Origin of the sequence: Streptomyces sp. DT224 (assembly GCF_049844595.1) — a bacterium.
Classification (GTDB): domain Bacteria; phylum Actinomycetota; class Actinomycetes; order Streptomycetales; family Streptomycetaceae; genus Streptomyces.
The window spans coordinates 69560-87459 of the sequence record NZ_JBNCLI010000015.1; the positions used below are offsets into that span (position 1 = coordinate 69560).

Consider the following 17900-nt stretch of genomic DNA (forward strand, 5'->3'; position numbering starts at 1 on the left):
CCTCACGTCACGCTTCGCATCCCAAGGAATGAACCCATGTCCAAGACGGCATACGTGCGCACCAAGCCGCACCTCAACATCGGCACCATGGGCCACGTCGACCACGGCAAGACGACCCTGACCGCCGCCATCACCAAGGTCCTCAGCGACCGCGGCACCGGCACCTTCGTCCCCTTCGACCGCATCGACCGCGCGCCCGAGGAGGCGCAGCGCGGCATCACCATCAACATCGCGCACGTCGAGTACGAGACCGGCACCCGGCACTACGCGCACATCGACATGCCCGGCCACGCCGACTACATCAAGAACATGGTCACCGGGGCCGCCCAGCTCGACGGGGCGATCCTCGTCGTCTCCGCGGTCGACGGGATCATGCCGCAGACCGCCGAGCACGTCCTGCTCGCCCGCCAGGTGGGCGTGGACCACATCGTGGTCGCGCTCAACAAGGCGGACGCGGGTGACCCCGAGCTGACCGACCTGGTCGAGCTGGAGGTCCGCGAGCTGCTGTCCGCGCACGGCTACGGCGGCGACACGGTGCCCGTCGTACGGGTGTCGGGGCTGCGGGCGCTGGAGGGCGACCCGCGCTGGACGGGGGCCGTGGAGGCGCTGCTCGACGCCGTCGACACCTATGTGCCGATGCCGGTGCGCTACACCGACGCGCCGTTCCTGCTGCCGGTGGAGAACGTCCTGACCATCACCGGCCGGGGCACGGTCGTCACCGGCGCCGTGGAGCGCGGCACGGTCCGCGTCGGCGACCGGGTGTCGGTGCTCGGCCCGGACATCGAGACGGTCGTCACCGGTCTGGAGACCTTCGGCAAGCCGATGGAGTCCGCCGAGGCCGGCGACAACGTCGCGCTGCTCCTGCGCGGCGTCGAGCGCGACCGGGTGCGCCGCGGCCACGTCGTCGCGGCGCCGGGCAGCATCACCCCGAGCCGGCGCTTCACCGCGCGGGTGTACGTCCTGTCGGGGCGCGAGGGCGGCCGCACCACCCCGGTCACCACCGGGTACCGGCCCCAGTTCTACATCCGCACGGCGGACGTGGTCGGCGACGTGGACCTCGGCGAGACGGCGGTCGCGCGGCCCGGGGACACGGTCACCATGACCGTCGAGCTGGGCCGGGACGTGCCGTTGGAGGCGGGCCTCGGCTTCGCGATCCGCGAGGGCGGCCGCACGGTCGGCGCGGGCACCGTCACGGAGCTGCTCTGAGCGGCACGAAGGGCGTGGGCCCGCCGCCCCCGACACCCGGGGCGGCGGGCCCACCCCACAATGGGGGAGTGAACGAGTCGATACCCGTCATCCGGGACGTGGACCACGGCACCGCGCGCCTCCTCCCCGACGTGGACCGGGAACGGGCCTGGCTGCTCACGGTCGACGGCGCCCCGCAGTCCTACGTCGACCTCGACGCGCCCGAGCACCTGGAGTTCGAATACGCCCGCCGGCTCGGCCACGTCGTGGACTGCGCGGCGGACCCGGGCGAGCCGCTGGACGTCCTGCACCTGGGCGGCGGCGGCCTCACCCTGCCCCGGTACGTCGCGGCCACCCGCCCCGGCTCCCGGCAGGAGGTGGTGGACGCGGACCGCGGTCTGCTCGGTCTCGTCGCCGAGCACCTGCCGCTGCCCCCGGACTGCGGCATCACCGTGCACGCGGGGGACGCCCGCGCCCGCCTGGAGGGGACCGTCCCCGGCTCGGTCGACCTGCTGATCGCGGACGTCTTCGGCGGGTCCCGGGTCCCCGCCCACCTCACCTCGGTCCCGTACGCCAGGGCGGCGGCGCGGGCGCTGCGGCCGGACGGGATCTACGCCGCGAACCTGGCCGACGGGCCGCCGTTCGGCTTCCTGCGCTCGCAGCTGGCCACCTTCGCGGCGGTCTTCGGCGAGCTGGCGCTGATCGCGGAGCCGGGCGTGCTGCGCGGCCGCCGCTTCGGCAACGTGGTCCTCGTCGCCTCCCGCGTCCCGTTCGACACGGCGGCCCTGGCCCGCCGGTGCGCGGCGGACGCGTTCGCGGCGCGGGTGGAGCACGGAGCGGCACTCGCCGCGTTCGCCAACGGTGCCCGGCCGGTCGGGGACGAGGACGCGGTGGCGTCACCCGAGCCGCCCGACGGCGCCTTCCGCATCGGCTGAGGCGGGCGGCACGAGCGGGGCGGCGGCCACCTCGACCGACCCGGTCCGGCGGGTCAGGTTGCGTACGTCCGGAACGAACAGCACAAGAGCCGTGACGAGCACGACCAGGCCCGCACACCCCCACAGCGCCTGACTGCGCCCGACCAGGGACTCGACCGGTCCGGCGAGAGCGGTGGCGACCGGCACCATGGCCACCGAGCCGAACCAGTCGTACGCCGAGACGCGCGACAGCTTCTCCTCCGGGATCTCCTGGTGCATGGCCGTCATCCAGGAGACGCCGAACACCTCGATCGCCGTACCGCTGACGAACATCACCAGGCAGAGCCAGGTCGCCGAGAGCGGGATGGCGAGCCCGGCCGACGGGAGGGCCAGCGGGAAGACGCAGAGGGTCCCGGCCAGCAGCAGCCGGCGCGGCTTCCACCGCATCATCAGCAGCGCCCCGGCCAGGTTGCCGACGCCGAACGCGGCGAGCGCGAACCCCCAGGGCCGGGCGCCGCCCAGCTCGTCGCGGGCGACCAGCGGGCCGTAGACCGCCTCGGCGGCTCCGACGGCGGCGACCACCACGGAGAACTGGGCGACGATGGACCAGAGCCACGGGCGGCCCGTGAACTCCTTCCAGCCGTCCCGCAGGTCCGCGAGCAGCCCGCCCCCGGGCTCACGGGCCGGGATGTGGCTGACGTCGAGGAAGGCGCGCAGGGCTCCCGCGACCGCGAAGGCGGCGGCGTCCACGGCGAGGACCCAGCCGGGGTCCATCGCCGCGATCATGGCGCCGCCCAGGGCCGCGCCGCCGATCGCGGCGCCCTGCGTGGACATCCGGAAGAGCGCGAAGGCGCGGCTCGCCTGCTCGCCGCTGACGCTCGACATCAGCATGCCCTCGGCGGCCGGGCTGAAGAACGCCTGCCCGGTGCCGCAGAGCGCGGTGAGCAGCATCATCTGCCACAGCTTCGGATCGCCGGCCAGGACCAGCAGGGCGAAGAGAGCCTGTGAGACGCAGTTGAGGGTGTTGGCCGCGACCATCACCCGGTGGCGCGGCATCCGGTCGGCCATCGCCCCGCCGATGAGCAGGAACAGCACCAGCGGCACGGTCCTGGCGGCGGCGACGAGACCGACGTCGCCGCCGTCGCCGCCCGTCTGGAGAACCGCGAACGCCGCCGCGATCAGCGCGCCGTGGGTGCCCAGGGCGGTGATGATCGAGGCGGCGGTCAGCAGCCGGTAGTTGCGGCCCGCCGGGACGGGGCGGGTGGTACGGGGGGCGGGGGCGGCTGCGTCGGTCACCCAGGGACTATCGCGGCCGGCGCCCCGTTGCGCAAATGAGTTCCCGGACCGGGGTCAGGAGTCGCTGTCGGAGTCGACCACCGGCACGAGGCGCACGGTGCTGAGGATCTTCTCGATCGTCGTGTTCGGCAGCTCGTCGTCCACGTCCGCGGCGGCGTACAGCACCCACGAGGCGAACGCGCCCTTGCTGTTCTTGAACGTGAAGGCGTACGTCTTGCCGTCGCTGCTGCACTTCGAGCGCTTGGTGACGTTGGGCGCGGTCGCGGTGACCAGGCTCCCGGTCAGCCCCGACTTGGTGGTGTACTGCTTGGCCTTGCTGATCTTGATGCTCTTCTTCGGCATGTGCTGCGCGAACGCGGCCCACGCCCAGGTGCCCGCCTCGTTACGGGCGTTCACATCGGCGTCCGTGGCGCCCTCGGCGCCCCGGGTGCCGGCGCCGGCCAGGCTGTACTTGTCCTCCGTGCCGTCCTTGTCGGCGTCGTCGGTGCACCACTTCTCCTTGAGGTCCGCCGGCCCGGTGAAGCCGATGAGCGGCAGGCCGTCGTTCTTCTTCTCGTCCTCGAAGAAGGACAGCACGCCGGGCGGGGACACCTCCCAGTCGCCCGGAACGTCGAACTGGGTGCCCCACTTGGGGTTCGTCACGACCTTCCAGCCCGCGATCTGCGGCTTGGCGTCCTCGCCGCCGCGCGGATTGGCCTCGGGCGAGGACGCGGACCCGGACGGCTTGGCGGGCGCGGACGACTTCTCGCCGGTGGCGACGTTCTTGCCGTCCTTGTCGTCGTCCTTGTTCAGCATGATGACACCGGTGACCGCGGCGGCCACCACGACCGCGGTCGCCGCGACGATGGCGATGACCGTCGTCTTCTTCTTGTCGTTGCCCGGCTGCGGGGCACCGGGAGGACCGGGCACCGCGTGCTGCGGAACCGTCGGCTGCTGGTACGGGTTGGGCTGTCCGTACCCCCCCTGCCCGGCTTGCTGCGGGTAGCCGTACCCGGGCTGCTGGCCCTGCTGCTGATATCCCGGCTGCTGATAGGGATTCGGCTGCTGGTACCCCGGCTGCTGGTACGGGTTCTGGTTCTGGTCCTGCGGGTTCTGCTCGCCCCCGGGCGGCTGCTGTCCTGGCCACATGGCGAGTAACGATAGAGGGGCCCCGCCCGGCGTGCTACGTCCGCCCCCGTGTGCGAACGGTGAAGGAGCGGCGGCGGCCCGTCCGGTGGATGTCCGCAAAGGCATGGCCAAAGGCTCCTACCCGTGAGTAACATCGCGTCCATGAGCGCTGAACAGATGACCGCGGGCGAGATGCTCGCCGCGACGGTCCCGATGGTCCGGACCCTCAACCTCGAATTCCTGGAGTCCACCGCCGACCGCGCGGTGGTCCGCATGCCGGACCAGGCCGACTACCACAACCACCTCGGCGGGCCGCACGCCGGGGCGATGTTCACGCTGGCCGAGTCGGCGAGCGGTGCCATCGTCATCGCCGCCTTCGGCGACCAGCTCTCCCGGGCCGTGCCGCTCGCGGTCGGCGCCGAGATCGCCTACCGGAAGCTGGCCAGGGGCGAGGTCACCGCGACCGCCGTCCTCGGCCGGCCCGCCGCCGAGGTCGTCGCCGAACTCGACGCGGGCGAGCGTCCCGAATTCCCGGTGACCGTGGAGATCCGGCGCGGGGACGGCGCCGTGACCGGCGAGATGACCGTCGTCTGGACGCTGCGCCCGAACTCCTGACCCCTGGCACGCGTGCGTACGGGAAGGGCCGCCCGGCACCGGCGGCCCTTCTCGCTGTCCGCCTCCGTGAAGCTGAGGGTAGGCTTCCCGTGGTGCGCCGATGAGTGTCCGGCGGGCGACAGGACATCACACGTGAGGAAACGGCGTTGCACATCCAGGAGTGGCTGGAGACCGTCCCCGCGATCAGCGTCTACATCCTGGTGGGCGCCGTCATCGGGCTGGAGAGCCTGGGCATTCCGCTGCCCGGCGAGATCGTCCTGGTCAGCGCCGCGCTGCTGGCCGCGAGCCACGACGGCATCAACCCCTGGATCCTGGGCGCCTGCGCCACGGCCGGCGCCGTGATCGGGGACTCGATCGGCTACGCCATCGGCCGCAAGGGCGGACGGCCGCTGCTGGCCTGGCTCGGCGGGAAGTTCCCCGGACACTTCGGCGAGAGCCAGATCGGCATGGCCGAGCGCTCCTTCCAGAAGTGGGGCATGTGGGCCGTGTTCTTCGGCCGCTTCGTCGCCCTGCTGCGCATCTTCGCCGGTCCGCTGGCCGGTGTGCTGCACATGCCGTACTGGAAGTTCCTCATCGCCAACGTGCTCGGCGGGATCGTCTGGGCGGGCGGCACCACGGCCGTCATCTACTCGGTGGGCGTCGTCGCCGAGGCATGGCTCAAGCGGTTCTCCTACCTGGGCCTGGCCATCGCGGTCCTCATCGGCCTCGCCTCCATGCTGGTCCTCAAGAACCGCGCCAAGAAGGCCGCCGCCGCGCACTCCGCCGCGGCCGCCGAGCCGGAACCGGGGACCGTGCCGGTCGCGGACTGAACGGCGGACCGCCGGGCCCCGGCGGCCCTCACCCCTCGCAGGCTTCGCGGTGGGCCTTGGCGAGCTCCACGTAACCCACCGCGTTGAAGCGGACGCCTTCCAGCTCCTCCTCGGTCAGCGGCCGTTTCACCTTCGCCGGGACGCCCGCGACCAGCGAACCCGGCGGCACGCGCATGCCCTGCGGCACGAGGGCCTGCGCCGCGACCAGTGAGCCCGCGCCGATGTGCGCGCCGTTGAGGACGGTGGCCCCCATCCCGATGAGGACGTCGTCCTCGACGGTGCAGCCGTGCAGGACGGCGTTGTGCCCGACAGAGACCCGCTCGCCGACCGTCACCGCGAAGCCGGGGTCGACGTGGACGCTGCAGTTGTCCTGGATGTTGGAGTCCGCGCCGATCACGATGGGCCCGCAGTCCGCGCGCAGCACCGCCTGGTACCAGAGGCTGGACCCCGCCGCCATGGTGATGTCGCCGATCGCCACCGACGTCGGCGCGGTGAACGCCTCCGCGTCGATGACCGGCTCCTTGCCGCCGATGCCCATGATCAACGCCTGCTCCGCCATCGCCCGTTCCTCCGTGTTCCGGTGCCGTCGGCCGCCGGGGAAACCGTATGCGACGTGGGGCCGCGCGCCCCTGTTGGGGTGAAGATCACAGGCCGGGCCCGCCGCCCGTCCGGTGGGCTCGGCTTACGGTGAGCGCGTGCCGAAGAACCGGAATCCGCTCGCTCTCCTGGCCGCCTGGCGGCGACGCGCCGTGTCCGGGGCCGTCCATCGCTGCTGGCGCTGGGCGCGCGAGGCGGGGGCGGTGACCGCCGAGCACCCCGGAGGGCTGCGGTTCGCCCGGATCGGCGAGGGCACGCGGCTGGCGTTCCCGCAGGGCACGGTCTTCGGGGAGCCGTGGATCCGGCTCGGCGACCACTGCGTCATCGGCGAACAGGTCACGCTGACCGCGGGCCTCATGCCGGACCTGGACCTCGGGCCCGACCCGATCCTCACCCTGGGCGACGGTGTCGTGCTGGGCCGGGGCAGCCATGTCGTCGCCGACACGACGGTGACCATAGGCGCGGACACGTACTGCGGTCCGTACGTCTACATCACCTCGACCAACCACAGCTACGACGACCCGCACCAGCCGGTCGGCAAGCAGTGGCCCCGGATGGAGCCCGTGTCCATCGGCCCCGGCTGCTGGATCGGCACCGGCGCGGTGATCCTGCCCGGCGCCCGCCTCGGCCGCAACGTCGTCGTGGCCGCCGGGGCGGTGGTCCGCGGCGAGGTGCCCGACCGGGCGGTGGTGGCCGGAGCGCCCGCCCGTGTCGTACGCAGCTGGGACCAGGAGAAGGGCTGGCAGCCGCCCTTGCGGACACCGGCCCCGGTCCCGATCCCCGAAGGCGTCACCCCGGAACAGCTGCTCGCCGTGGCCCGGCTCGACGAGGGCTGACCGCCCGGCTACCCCGTCGCGAGCAGCACCGTGCCCACCAGGGCGAGCCCCGCGCCCGCCGCCTGCACGCCCCGCAGCCGCTCCTTCAGGAACCCGCGCGCGGCCAGAGCCGTCACCACCGGGTAGAGCGAGGCCAGCACGGCGGCGACGGTGACCGGTCCGTACCGGGCGGCCATGGAGTACGTGCCGTTGGCGGCGACGTCCGCGAGGCCGACGAAGGCCAGCGCCGGCAGCGCCGCCCGGACCGCCGCCGCGCCGCCGTCCTCGGGCAGCGCCCGGCCGCCGCGCCGCACCGAGACGTACAGCGCCCCGCCGCCCACCACCACGTTGGTGACGCGCTGCACGAACAGGGCGAGGAACAGCCCGGTCACCGTGGTCGACGCCTCGGCGATCAGTGACATCACGGCCCCGAAGCCGCAGGCCGCCACCAGCGTCAGCAGGATTGCCCGCCGCTGCACCGGGGCCCCGCGCAACTGCGGGCCGCCCGCCATCACGATGCCCGCGACGGCGACCGCGACGCCGGCGCCCTGGAGGAGGTCCGGACGCTCCCCGGCGATCAGCCCGATGCCCACCGGTACGGCGACCGCGAGCGAGCCGAGCGGGGAGACCACGCCCATCGGGCCGAGCGCGAGCGCCTGGTAGAAGCAGAGCATCGCCACCGGTCCGACGACCCCCGCCGCGACCGCGTACCAGAGCCGGGGCCCCGCCTCGCCCCAGCCGCCCGTGGCGACCACGACCGCGCCCAGCACCACCGCCGTGATGATCTGCGAGACCACGACCACGGTCAGCGCGGGCGTACGGCGGGTCAGCAGGCCGCCCCCGAAGTCGGCCAGTCCCCACAGGAGGCTGGTGGCCAGGGCGAACAACGCGGTCATGGGGGCCTCGCAGTACAGTGCGGCGAACGGTCGGGTACACCGCACCGTAGTGCAGAATGCTGGACCATGTCATACAGGATATTGGACGGAATGTGACTGACCTCGATCAGCTGACCCAGTCCCTCGCCCGCAATCTCAAGCGCTGGCGCGGTGAACGCGGCTTCACGCTGGACCAGTTGGCGGCCCGCGCCGGGGTCAGCCGCGGCATGATCATCCAGATCGAGCAGGCCCGCACCAACCCGAGCGTCGGCACGACGGTCAAGCTCGCCGACGCGCTCGGCGTCAGCATCACCACCCTGCTCGACTACGAACAGGGCTCCCAGGTCCGCCTGGTCCCCGCCGAGCAGGCCGTCCGCCTCTGGTCCACCGACGCGGGCAGCGCCACCACGCTCCTCGTCGGCACGGAGGCCCGGGGCCCCCTCGAACTCTGGTCCTGGCGGCTGATGCCCGGCGACGGCAGCCGGTCCGACCCGCACCCCGAGGGCACGGTCGAACTGCTCCACGTCACCGCCGGCACCCTCACGCTCGTCGTCGCCGACACCCCGTACGCGGTGGGCGCCGGTACCTCCGCCACCTTCGAGGCGCACCACCCGCACGCCTACCGCAATGAGGGCACCGAACCGGTCGAACTCACCATGGCCGTCAGCATTCCGCCCGTCAGATGAGACGGCGCACACCCCCGCCTGCGGCGCTGTTAGCGTGACGCGCATGCGCGCACCCATCGGCACCTTCGAGAACGCCGGCCCCGCCGTCGACCGTCAGGACCTCCTCACCGCCCCGGTGGCCCAGGCGGTGCGCACGGGCTGGGGCGGCATCACCCCCGACCAGGTCCTGCACGTGGACACCGACCCGGAGATCGCCGACACCGCGGCCTTCGTCGCCCACCACGGGGCGGACCTGCTGGACCACTCGGCGAACTGCGTCGTCCTCTCCGGCAAGCGCGGCGCCGACGTCACCCTCGCCGCCTGCCTGGTCCTGTCGCACTCCCGCGTCGATGTGAACGGCGTCGCCCGCAAGCACCTCGGCCTGCGCAAGGCGCGCTTCGCCTCGATGGACACGGCGGTCGGCGAGACCGGCATGGAGTACGGCGGCATCACGCCCATCGGGCTCCCCGCCGGCTGGCCGCTGCTGATCGACTCCGCCGTCGTGGACGAGGAGTGGGTCCTGATCGGCAGCGGATCGCGCCGCGGCAAGCTCATCGTGACCGGCAAGGCGCTGGGAGCCCTGCCGGGAGCGGTGGTCCTGGACGGACTGGGCGTCCGCGCCCCGGACGCGGCCTAGACTTGGCCTAGGCTCCGAGCCTCGGGATCTCGATGGCCGGGCAGCGGTCCATGACCATGTCCAGGCCGGCCGCCCGGGTCCGCTCGTACGCCTCCTCGTCCACCACGCCGAGCTGGAACCAGACGGCCCGGGCCCCCTTGGCGACCGCCTCGTCGGCCACCGCGCCCGCCAGGTCGCTGTTGACGAAGACGTCGACCACGTCCACCGGGAACGGGATGTCCGCCAGCGAGGCGTACCCCTGCTCGCCGTGCACCCGCTCGGCCTTCGGGTGCACCGGGACCACGCGCTTGCCGAAGCGCTGAAGCACCTCGGCGACCCCGTAGGCCGCGCGCGAGCGGTTGTCGGACAGCCCCACCACGGCCCAGGTGTCGCCGGTGTCTTCCAGGATCCTGCGGATCGTCTCCGCGTCTGCGTACATGCACCGGACAACCGGCGGCCCGCCCCGGCCATTCCCGCAGGTGCGCATAGGGTGGCGGGATGCAGGAGGAGTACCGGACCGTCGCCCGCGCGGGCGTGCACGAGAGCGAGATCAACCGGTCCCGCTTCATCTGCGCGCTCGCCCCCGCGGCCTCCGAGGAGGAGGCGCAGGAGTTCATCGCCCGCGTCCGCAGGGAGCACCCGACCGCCACGCACAACTGCTACGCGTACGTGATCGGCGCCGACGCCTCCGTACAGAAGGCGAGCGACGACGGCGAGCCCGGCGGCACCGCGGGCGTCCCGATGCTCCAGATGCTCACGCGCCGCGAGGTGTGTTACGCCGTCGCCGTCGTCACCCGCTACTACGGCGGGGTGAAGCTGGGCGCCGGCGGGCTGATCAGGGCCTACGGGGGAGTGGTCGGCGAAGCCCTCGACGCGCTCGGCACCCGCACCCGGCGCCGCTTCCGGCTCGCCACGGTCACCGTCGGCCACCAGCGGGCGGGCCGGCTGGAGAACGAACTGCGTGCCACCGGAAGGACGGTGCGCGACGTCCGGTACGCGGCCGACGTGACCATCGAGATCGCGCTGCCGGACGCCGACGTCGAGGCGTTCCGCCGCTGGCTCGCCGACGCGACGGCGGGCGAGGCGCGGTTGGAGCTGGGTGACGAGGCGTACGACGACGCGTGACGCGGCAGCCGGCCGCGAACGGAGGGTCTCGCCGCGCGTCGCGGCCGGGCCGGACCTCCCGGTCGTGGCCGTGGCTCCACGGCGGGATGGGACACTGTGGGGCGTGAGGGCACAGGGGCGGAGGAAGCGCATGCGGACCGGAGCCGGGTCGTGAGGATTCTGCACACATCGGACTGGCACCTCGGCCGGTCGTTCCACCGGGTCCCGCTGCTCGACGCCCAGGCCGCCTACCTCGACCACCTGGTCGCCACCGTCGCCGAGCACGCGGTCGACGTCGTCGTCGTGGCGGGTGACGTGTATGACAGGGCGGTGCCATCGCTCAGCGCGGTGGAGCTCTTCGACTCCGCCCTGCACCGGCTCGCCGCCGCCGGGGTGCCCACGGTGATGATCTCCGGCAACCACGACTCGGCCCGCCGCCTCGGCGTCGGCGCCGGGCTCATCGGCCGGGCCGGCATCCACCTGCGCACCGACCCCGCGCACTGCGCGACGCCCGTCGTCATCCCCGACGCGCACGGCGACGTCGCGTTCTACGGGCTGCCGTACCTGGAACCCGCCCTGGTCAAGGACGTCTTCAAGGCCGAGCGCGCCGGGCACGAGGCGGTGCTGACCGCGGCCATGGACCGCGTCCGCGCCGACCTGGCCGCACGCCCGGACGCCACCCGGTCCGTCGTCCTCGCCCACGCCTTCGTCGCCGGCGGCGAGCCCAGCGACAGTGAGCGCGACATCACCGTCGGCGGCGTCGCCGCGGTCCCGGCCGGGGTCTTCGACGGCGTCGACTACGTGGCGCTCGGCCACCTCCACGGCTGCCAGGCCGTCACCGACCGCGTCCGGTACTCCGGCTCCCCGCTCGCCTACTCGTTCTCCGAGGCCACCCACCGCAAGACCATGTGGCTCATCGACCTGGACGCCTCGGGGGCGGTCACCGGCGAACGGATCGACTGCCCGGTGCCCCGCCGCCTCGCCCGGCTCCGCGGCCGGCTGGACGACCTCCTCGACGACCCCGCGCTCGACCGCCACGAGGACGCCTGGGTGGAGGCCACCCTCACCGACCCGGTCCGCCCCGCCGACCCGATGGCCCGGCTCACCGAGCGCTTCCCGCACACCCTCGCCCTCGTCTTCGAACCGGACCGTGCCCCCGACGAACCGGACCTCTCGTACGCCCGCCGCCTGCGCGGGCGCGACGACCAGACCATCGCGGAGGACTTCGTGGCCCACGTCCGAGGCGGCTGGGGGACCGACGAACAGGAGCGGGCGGTGCTGCGGGGCGCCTTCGACCATGTCCGGGTGGACGACGGCGTGCGCGAGGTGAACCCGTGAGGCTCCACACCCTCCGCGTCACCGCGTTCGGCCCCTTCGGCGCCACCCAGGAGATCGACTTCGACGCGCTCTCCGCCGCCGGGCTCTTCCTGCTCCACGGACCGACCGGAGCCGGCAAGACCTCCGTCCTGGACGCCGTCTGCTACGCCCTGTACGGGGCGGTCCCCGGCGCCCGGCAGAGCCCCGGCACCTCGCTGCGCAGCGACCACGCGCCCACCGACCTGCCCACCGAGGTCCTGCTCGACCTCACCGTCGGCGGGCGACGCCTGGAGATCACCCGGCGCCCGGCCCAGCCCCGCCCCAAGAAGCGCGGCGGCGGCCACACCACGGAGAGGGCGCAGAGCTGGCTGCGCGAGTACGACCCCGAGGACGGCTGGCGGGCGCTCAGCCGGTCGCACCAGGAGATCGGCGAGGAGATCACCCAGCTCGTCGGCATGAGCCGCGAGCAGTTCTGCCAGGTGGTCCTGCTGCCCCAGGGCGACTTCGCCCGCTTCCTGCGCGCCGACGCCGAGGCGCGCGGCCGGCTCCTCGGCCGGCTCTTCGACACCCGGCGCTTCGCGGCCGTCGAGGAACGCCTCGCCGAGCTGCGCCGGGCGGCCGAGGCCCAGGTCAAGACCGGTGACGAGCAGATCCTCGCGCTCGCCCAGCGCATCGCCCAGGCCGCCGGGCCCGCCGCCCTCGAGTGCCCGCTGCCGGATGTCCGGCCCGGCGACCCCGGCCTCGCGGCCGCGGTCCTCGGCTGGGCCGCGACCGCCCGCGTCGGCGCAGGCGAACGCTGCGACATCGCCGCGTCGGTCCTGGCCACGGCGGAGCGCCGGCACGCCGCCGCCCGCATCGCCCTGGACGCCGAACGGGAGCTCGCCGCCCTCCAGCAGCGGTACGCCGAGACCCGGCACCGCGCCGACGCCGTGGAGGCCGGCCGCGCCCCCCACGAGGAGGCGCGGGACCGCCTCGCGCGCGCCCGCAAGGCGGACCTCGTCGCCCCCGCCCTTGAGCTGCGCGAGGCGGCCGAGAGGGCGTACCGGCGGGCGCGCGAGGACCGGGACCGGGCCCGGGCCCGGCTGCCCGAGACCCTGACCGACGCGGGCGCCGAACAGCTGGCGGCCCTGGAGCACCGGCTGCGCGAGGACCTGGGCGGCCTGGAATCGGCCCGGCGCGCCGAACAGCGGGCCGCCGAGATCGCCGACGAGCGCGCCGCCCTGGACCGGCAGGCCCGGGCCGACGAGGAACTGGTCCGCGACACCGAGGGCTGGCTCGCCGGCTGGGAGACCACCCGGCAGGATCTCCAGGCCCGCCTGGACGCGGCCCTCGAAGCGGCCACCCGCACCGAGCTCCTGGCCCGCCGCCTCGATCCGGCCCGCCGCCGCCTGGACGCGGCGCGCCGCCGCGACGCGCTGGCCGCCGACGTGGCCACGGCCGGGCGCGCGCTGACCGATGCCCGTGAACACGCCGCCGCCGCCCACGAGCGCCGGCTCGACCTGCGTGAGCGCCGCCTGCGCGACATCGCGGCCGAACTCGCCGCCCAGCTGGCCGACGGCACCCCCTGCGCGGTCTGCGGCGCGACCGCCCATCCGTCCCCGGCCCGGCCCGGCGACGGGCACGTGGACCGCGCGGCGGAGGAAGCCGCCGAACGCGCCCACCGCGACGCGGAACGGGCCCGCGCCACGGCGGAACAGTCCCTGGCGCTGGTACGCGAACGGCACGAGACGGCCCGCGCGGAGGCGGCGGGGGCCGCCGTGGCGGCCTGTGACGGGGAGACGCCCGCCGCCACCGATGCCGCGAGGGCTCCGGACGCCGCCGCACCGGCCGGCGGCCCGGCCGCCTCGGGCTCCGCTCCCGCCGCGGCTTCCGGCAAGGGCATCGGACCGGGCGACTCCGGGCCGACCGGGGCCGCGGCGTCCGGCGGCGGCCCCACCGTCGCCGAACTCGCCCACCTCGTGGCCGGGCTCGCCGCCGAGCACGCCGAGGCGTACCGGCTGGCCGCCGGGGCGCACGCCGCGCGGGAGGCGCTGGCCGGGGCCGAGCGGGAGCAGCGGCGGCGGGCCGAGGAGCGGCAGCGCGTCGGACAGCGGAGTGCCGCGCGGACCTCGCGGCGGGAGTCGCTGGACCGGGAACAGGCGGACATCGACGCGGTGCTGGACCGGGCACGCGGGGGGCACCCGAGCGTCGCCGAGCACGCCGCCGTGCTTCAGCGCCGGGTCGCCCTGCTCGCCGGGGCGGGCGAGGCGGTCCGCGAGGAGGAGAGCGCGGCGGCACGGTTGAAGGAGGCCGACGACCGGCTCGCGGACGCCGCGTTCCGGGCCGGGTTCGACACGCCGGAGGCCGCCGCCGCGACCCTGCTGGACGACGCGGCGCAGCGTACGCTCCAGCACCGCGTCGACGCCTGGCAGGCCGAGGCCGCCGCGGTCGCCGACCGGCTCGCCGAGGCCGACGCCCGGGACGCCGCGGACCGCCCGACCGCCGCCCCCGAAGCGGCCCGCGAGCGCTTCGACCGGGCCGAGCGCGCGCTGCGCGACGCCACGGCCGGCCTCGACGCGGCGCGGGAACGCCGTACCGAACTCGCCAGGCTCTCCCGCCGCGTGGCGGACGAGGTGCGCGCGCTGGGACCCGTGCGCGAGGACTACGAACGCGTCGCCGGGCTCGCCGGGCTCACCGCCGGCACCTCGGCGGACAACGCGCGCAAGATGCGGCTGGAGTCGTACGTGCTCGCGGCCCGGCTCGAACAGGTCGCGGCGGCGGCCACCGCCCGGTTGCGGCGGATGTCCTCGGGCCGCTACCAGCTCGTCCACTCCGACGCCCGCACCGGCGGCCGCAGGGCCGGGCTGGGCCTGCACGTCATCGACGCCTGGACCGGCCGGGAGCGCGACACCGCCACGCTCTCCGGAGGCGAGACGTTCTTCGCCTCGCTCGCCCTGGCGCTCGGCCTCGCCGACGTCGTGACCGACGAGGCCGGCGGCGTACGCCTGGACACCCTCTTCATCGACGAGGGGTTCGGCAGCCTCGACGACCAGACGCTGGACGAAGTGCTGGACGTGCTCGACTCGCTGCGCGAACGGGACCGCAGTGTCGGCATCGTCAGCCATGTCGCGGACCTGCGCCGCCGCATCCCCGCCCAGCTGGAGGTGGTGAAGGAGCGGCGCGGGTCGGCCGTGCGGCTGCGGGCGGGGGCGGGCGGGGGCGGGCGGGCTCAGCGGCTGATCGGCCGCCCCCGCAGCGGCGAGGAGTAGACGACGCTGGTGGTGACGGAGCCGAGCGCGCCGACCTTCCCGGAGACGGTCTCCAGATGGCTCATCGAGCGAGCCGTCACCTTGAGCACGAAGCAGTCGTCGCCGGTGACGTGATGGGCTTCCACGATCTCCGGCGTCGTCTCCAACAGGTCGTGGAACGGCTTGTAGTTGCCGTTCGGATACCGCAGCCGCACGAAGGCGAGGATCGGCAGCCCGAGCCGTTCCGGATCGACCACGGCCGCGTAACCGCTGATGATCCCTGCCTCCTCCAGCCGGCGGACCCGCTCGGTCACGGCGCTCGGGGACATGGCCACCGCCCGCGCCAGCTCCGCGAACGAGGCCCGGCCCTCGCGTTGCAGCACATCGAGAATGCGCCAGTCGGTGGCGTCCGGGGAATAGTCGCTCATATCGACAGCGAACCGTGGAATCCCCGGCAGATCAAGATCGGCGCCGGGGATCTCGCCTTCCGGACCGGGAGCGCCGATCATAGATTTTCAGGCATGACACCCCAGCCCGGCGCCCTCGCCGCCCACCCCGTCCTGAGCGTCCCGCCCGCCGAACCGGCCGACGCCGTCGCCTACTTCGGAGCCTCGCTCGCCTTCCACGCCGACGTCTCGGACGTCGCGGCCGCCCTGGCCGCCGGGGGAGACCCCGGCTTCGTCCTGCTCGACTCCCGGTCCACGGAGTCCTGGGACCAGGGGCACATCCCGGGCGCCCTGCACCTGCCGACGGCGCTGATCGCCGAGCAGGCGCCCCGGCTCCTGGACCCGGCCGTACCGGTGGTCACGTACTGCTGGGGCCCCGGGTGCAACGGCGCCACCCGCGCCGCCCTCGCCCTGGCACGGCTCGGCTACCGGGTCAAGGAGATGCTCGGCGGCTTCGAGTACTGGGCGCGCGAGGGATTCCCGTACGAGACCCGGGAAGGCGAGGGAAAGCGCGCGGCCGACCCGCTCACCGCCCCGGCCGGCCCGGACGCCTGCGGCTGCTGACGGCGGCCGGCCCCGGCGCCCCGGGGCCGGCCGCACCCGGTCAGAGCTTCGACAGCTCGTCCACCAGATCGTCCAGGCCCAGCGGCCCCTGGGACAGGGCCGCCATGTGCCACGCCTTCAGGTCGAAGGCGTCCCCGTGCGCCGCCCGCGCGTTCTCCCGGCCCAGCAGCCAGGCGCGCTCGCCCAGCTTGTAGCCGATGGCCTGGCCCGGCATCGAGAGGTAGCGGGTCAGCTCGCTCTCCACGAAGTCGGCGGGCCGGCCGCTGTGGTTGCCGAAGAACTCCTGCGCCAGCTCCGGCGTCCACCGCTCACCCGGGTGGAACGGCGAGTCGGCCGGGATCTCCAGACCCACGTGCATGCCGATGTCCACGATCACCCGGCAGGCGCGCATCATCTGCGCGTCCAGATAACCGAGCCGGCGCTCCGCGTCGGGCAGGAAGCCCAGCTCGTCCATCAGCCGCTCCGCGTACAGCGCCCAGCCCTCGGCGTTGGCGCTGACGATGCCGATCGACGCCTGGTAGCGCGACAGGCTCTCCGCCACGTGCGCCCACTGGGCGAGCTGGAGGTGGTGGCCGGGAACGCCCTCGTGGTACCAGGTGGACACCAGGTCGTACACCGGGAAGCGGGTCTCACCCATGGTCGGCAGCCAGGTGCGGCCGGGCCGCGAGAAGTCCTCCGAGGGCCCCGTGTAGTACGGGGCGGCGGCGCCGCCGGGCGGGGCGATCCGCGACTCCACCCGGCGGACCCGCTCGGCCAGCTCGAAGTGCGTCCCGTCCAGCGCGTCGATCGCCTCGTCCATCAGACCCTGGAGCCACGCCTGGACCTCGTCCACGCCCTCGATGTGCTTGCCGTGCACGTCGAGATGGGCCAGCGCCTCCCAGGGGCCCGCGCCCGGCAGCACCTTCTCGGCCTCGGTCCTCATCTCGGCGAGCAGCCGGTGGTACTCGGACCAGCCGTACGCGTACGCCTCGTCCAGATCGAGGTCGGTGCCGTTGAAGTAGCGCGACCAGCGGGCGTACCGCTCACGGCCCACCGTGTCCGGCTCTCCCTCGACCGCCGGCGCGTACACCTCGCGCATCCAGTGCCGCAGCTCGTCCAGGGCGCCGGCGGCCTGCGCGGCGGCCGCGTCCAGGTCCGCGCGCAGGGCGTCCGGGCCGTTCGCGACGAAGTCCTGGAAGAACCCCTTCGTGCCGTCCCCGACCCACTCGTCGAGCTGCCCGACGAACGTGGCGGTGGCGCGCGGACCGCCGTACAGCTTGCGCTCCAGACCGAGCGCCAGGGACTCCTGGTAGCCCCCGAGCGCCGCCGGGACGGCCCGCAGCCGCTCCACGACGGCCGCCCAGTCCTCGTCCGTCTCGGTCGGCGTCACCGTGAACACCTCACGGATCGAGTGCGCCGGGGAGTGCAGGTTGGAGACGGCCCGCAACGCCTCGTCCGCCTCGTGGACGGCGAGTTCGGCCGTCAGCCGCTCCCGCAGCAGCCGGCCGCAGCGGCGCTCGGCGTCCTCGGCGGCCCCGGGCAGCTGCTCCGCGCGGTCGAGCCGGGCGAGCGTGTCCCGGGCCAGAGCGGCCAGTTGTTCCTGGCCGGCGGGGGAGAAATCGGGAAGGCGGCGCGAGCTTGCCGCGACACCGAGATAGGTGCCGGAGATCGGATCGAGTTCGATGAAGGCGTCGACGTAGGCGTCGGCGATCTGGCGCGGCAGTGCGCTGCTGGAAGAGTCTGACATGTGGACATCCTCGTACGGAGAG

General features: G+C 74.2%; 18 protein-coding genes. 11 read left to right on the plus strand and 7 right to left on the minus strand.

Annotation, left to right across the window (positions count from 1 at the left end; translation table 11 throughout):
- The first annotated feature begins 36 nt into the window (after positions 1–36).
- Entirely contained in the window at positions 37–1206 is a 1170-nt protein-coding gene (gene tuf, locus ACLQ2N_RS31990) for an elongation factor Tu (RefSeq protein ID WP_425818572.1), read from the plus strand.
- A gap of 68 nt (positions 1207–1274) precedes the next feature.
- Positions 1275–2120 carry a spermidine synthase gene (locus ACLQ2N_RS31995; protein WP_425818574.1) on the plus strand — a complete coding sequence of 282 codons (846 nt, stop codon included), beginning with the start codon at positions 1275–1277 and terminating at the stop codon, positions 2118–2120.
- Here ACLQ2N_RS31995 and ACLQ2N_RS32000 read toward each other — a convergent pair.
- Together ACLQ2N_RS32000 and ACLQ2N_RS32005 are read right to left on the minus strand one after the other, a co-directional pair.
- A complete protein-coding gene (locus ACLQ2N_RS32000) occupies positions 2082–3395 on the minus strand; it encodes an MFS transporter (RefSeq protein ID WP_425818576.1) in 1314 nt (437 codons plus the stop codon). The two genes, ACLQ2N_RS31995 and ACLQ2N_RS32000, sit on opposite strands and share 39 nt — an antisense overlap.
- A 54-nt stretch (positions 3396–3449) precedes the next feature.
- Positions 3450–4523, minus strand: coding sequence for a hypothetical protein (locus ACLQ2N_RS32005; protein ID WP_425818578.1), 1074 nt, complete (start codon positions 4521–4523; stop codon positions 3450–3452).
- 156 nt (positions 4524–4679) lie between these two features.
- On the opposite strand from ACLQ2N_RS32005, the gene ACLQ2N_RS32010 reads away from it, so the two are divergent.
- Positions 4680–5117, plus strand: coding sequence for a DUF4442 domain-containing protein (locus ACLQ2N_RS32010; RefSeq protein ID WP_425818739.1), 438 nt, complete (start codon positions 4680–4682; stop codon positions 5115–5117).
- Between the two features lie 146 nt (positions 5118–5263).
- Entirely contained in the window at positions 5264–5926 is a 663-nt protein-coding gene (locus ACLQ2N_RS32015; RefSeq protein ID WP_425818580.1) for a DedA family protein, read from the plus strand.
- A gap of 28 nt (positions 5927–5954) precedes the next feature.
- Here ACLQ2N_RS32015 and ACLQ2N_RS32020 read toward each other — a convergent pair whose 3' ends face one another.
- Positions 5955–6485 (minus strand): gamma carbonic anhydrase family protein, encoded by a 531-nt coding sequence (locus tag ACLQ2N_RS32020; protein ID WP_425818582.1) that lies wholly within the window; start codon positions 6483–6485, stop codon positions 5955–5957.
- A 136-nt stretch (positions 6486–6621) separates the two neighbouring features.
- Between ACLQ2N_RS32020 and ACLQ2N_RS32025 the strand changes: the two genes are divergently transcribed.
- Complete coding sequence (locus ACLQ2N_RS32025) at positions 6622–7359, plus strand: acyltransferase (protein ID WP_425818584.1); 738 nt, start codon at positions 6622–6624, stop codon at positions 7357–7359.
- Positions 7360–7367: 8 nt separating this feature from the next.
- Here ACLQ2N_RS32025 and ACLQ2N_RS32030 read toward each other — a convergent pair whose 3' ends face one another.
- Entirely contained in the window at positions 7368–8234 is an 867-nt protein-coding gene (locus tag ACLQ2N_RS32030) for an EamA family transporter (RefSeq protein ID WP_425818586.1), read from the minus strand.
- Positions 8235–8326: 92 nt separating this feature from the next.
- On the opposite strand from ACLQ2N_RS32030, the gene ACLQ2N_RS32035 reads away from it, so the two are divergent.
- Positions 8327–8899, plus strand: a complete 573-nt coding sequence (locus ACLQ2N_RS32035) for a helix-turn-helix domain-containing protein (protein WP_425818588.1) — start codon at positions 8327–8329, stop codon at positions 8897–8899.
- Positions 8900–8942: 43 nt separating this feature from the next.
- Complete coding sequence (locus ACLQ2N_RS32040) at positions 8943–9515, plus strand: YbaK/EbsC family protein (RefSeq protein ID WP_425818590.1); 573 nt, start codon at positions 8943–8945, stop codon at positions 9513–9515.
- Between the two features lie 7 nt (positions 9516–9522).
- Here ACLQ2N_RS32040 and ACLQ2N_RS32045 read toward each other — a convergent pair whose 3' ends face one another.
- Entirely contained in the window at positions 9523–9933 is a 411-nt protein-coding gene (locus ACLQ2N_RS32045) for a CoA-binding protein (RefSeq protein WP_425818592.1), read from the minus strand.
- 59 nt (positions 9934–9992) lie between these two features.
- Between ACLQ2N_RS32045 and ACLQ2N_RS32050 the strand changes: the two genes are divergently transcribed.
- The 3 genes from ACLQ2N_RS32050 to ACLQ2N_RS32060 all read left to right on the plus strand — a co-directional run bounded on the left by ACLQ2N_RS32050 (position 9993) and on the right by ACLQ2N_RS32060 (position 15163).
- Positions 9993–10619: a YigZ family protein gene (locus ACLQ2N_RS32050; RefSeq protein WP_425818594.1), complete on the plus strand. Its 627-nt coding sequence runs from the start codon at positions 9993–9995 to the stop codon at positions 10617–10619.
- Between the two features lie 150 nt (positions 10620–10769).
- Positions 10770–11936, plus strand: coding sequence for an exonuclease SbcCD subunit D (locus ACLQ2N_RS32055; RefSeq protein WP_425818596.1), 1167 nt, complete (start codon positions 10770–10772; stop codon positions 11934–11936).
- Positions 11933–15163, plus strand: a complete 3231-nt coding sequence (locus tag ACLQ2N_RS32060) for an AAA family ATPase (RefSeq protein WP_425818598.1) — start codon at positions 11933–11935, stop codon at positions 15161–15163. The genes ACLQ2N_RS32055 and ACLQ2N_RS32060 overlap by 4 nt, the downstream gene beginning before the upstream one ends.
- Here ACLQ2N_RS32060 and ACLQ2N_RS32065 read toward each other — a convergent pair.
- Positions 15124–15570, minus strand: a complete 447-nt coding sequence (locus ACLQ2N_RS32065; RefSeq protein ID WP_425818600.1) for an Lrp/AsnC family transcriptional regulator — start codon at positions 15568–15570, stop codon at positions 15124–15126. The two genes, ACLQ2N_RS32060 and ACLQ2N_RS32065, sit on opposite strands and share 40 nt — an antisense overlap.
- 93 nt (positions 15571–15663) lie before the next feature.
- Between ACLQ2N_RS32065 and ACLQ2N_RS32070 the strand changes: the two genes are divergently transcribed.
- A complete protein-coding gene (locus ACLQ2N_RS32070) occupies positions 15664–16152 on the plus strand; it encodes a rhodanese-like domain-containing protein (protein ID WP_425818602.1) in 489 nt (162 codons plus the stop codon).
- 40 nt (positions 16153–16192) lie between these two features.
- Here the strand turns inward: ACLQ2N_RS32070 and ACLQ2N_RS32075 are convergent, their stop codons facing one another.
- Positions 16193–17878 carry a DUF885 domain-containing protein gene (locus tag ACLQ2N_RS32075; RefSeq protein ID WP_425818604.1) on the minus strand — a complete coding sequence of 562 codons (1686 nt, stop codon included), beginning with the start codon at positions 17876–17878 and terminating at the stop codon, positions 16193–16195.
- Positions 17879–17900 lie beyond the last annotated feature (22 nt).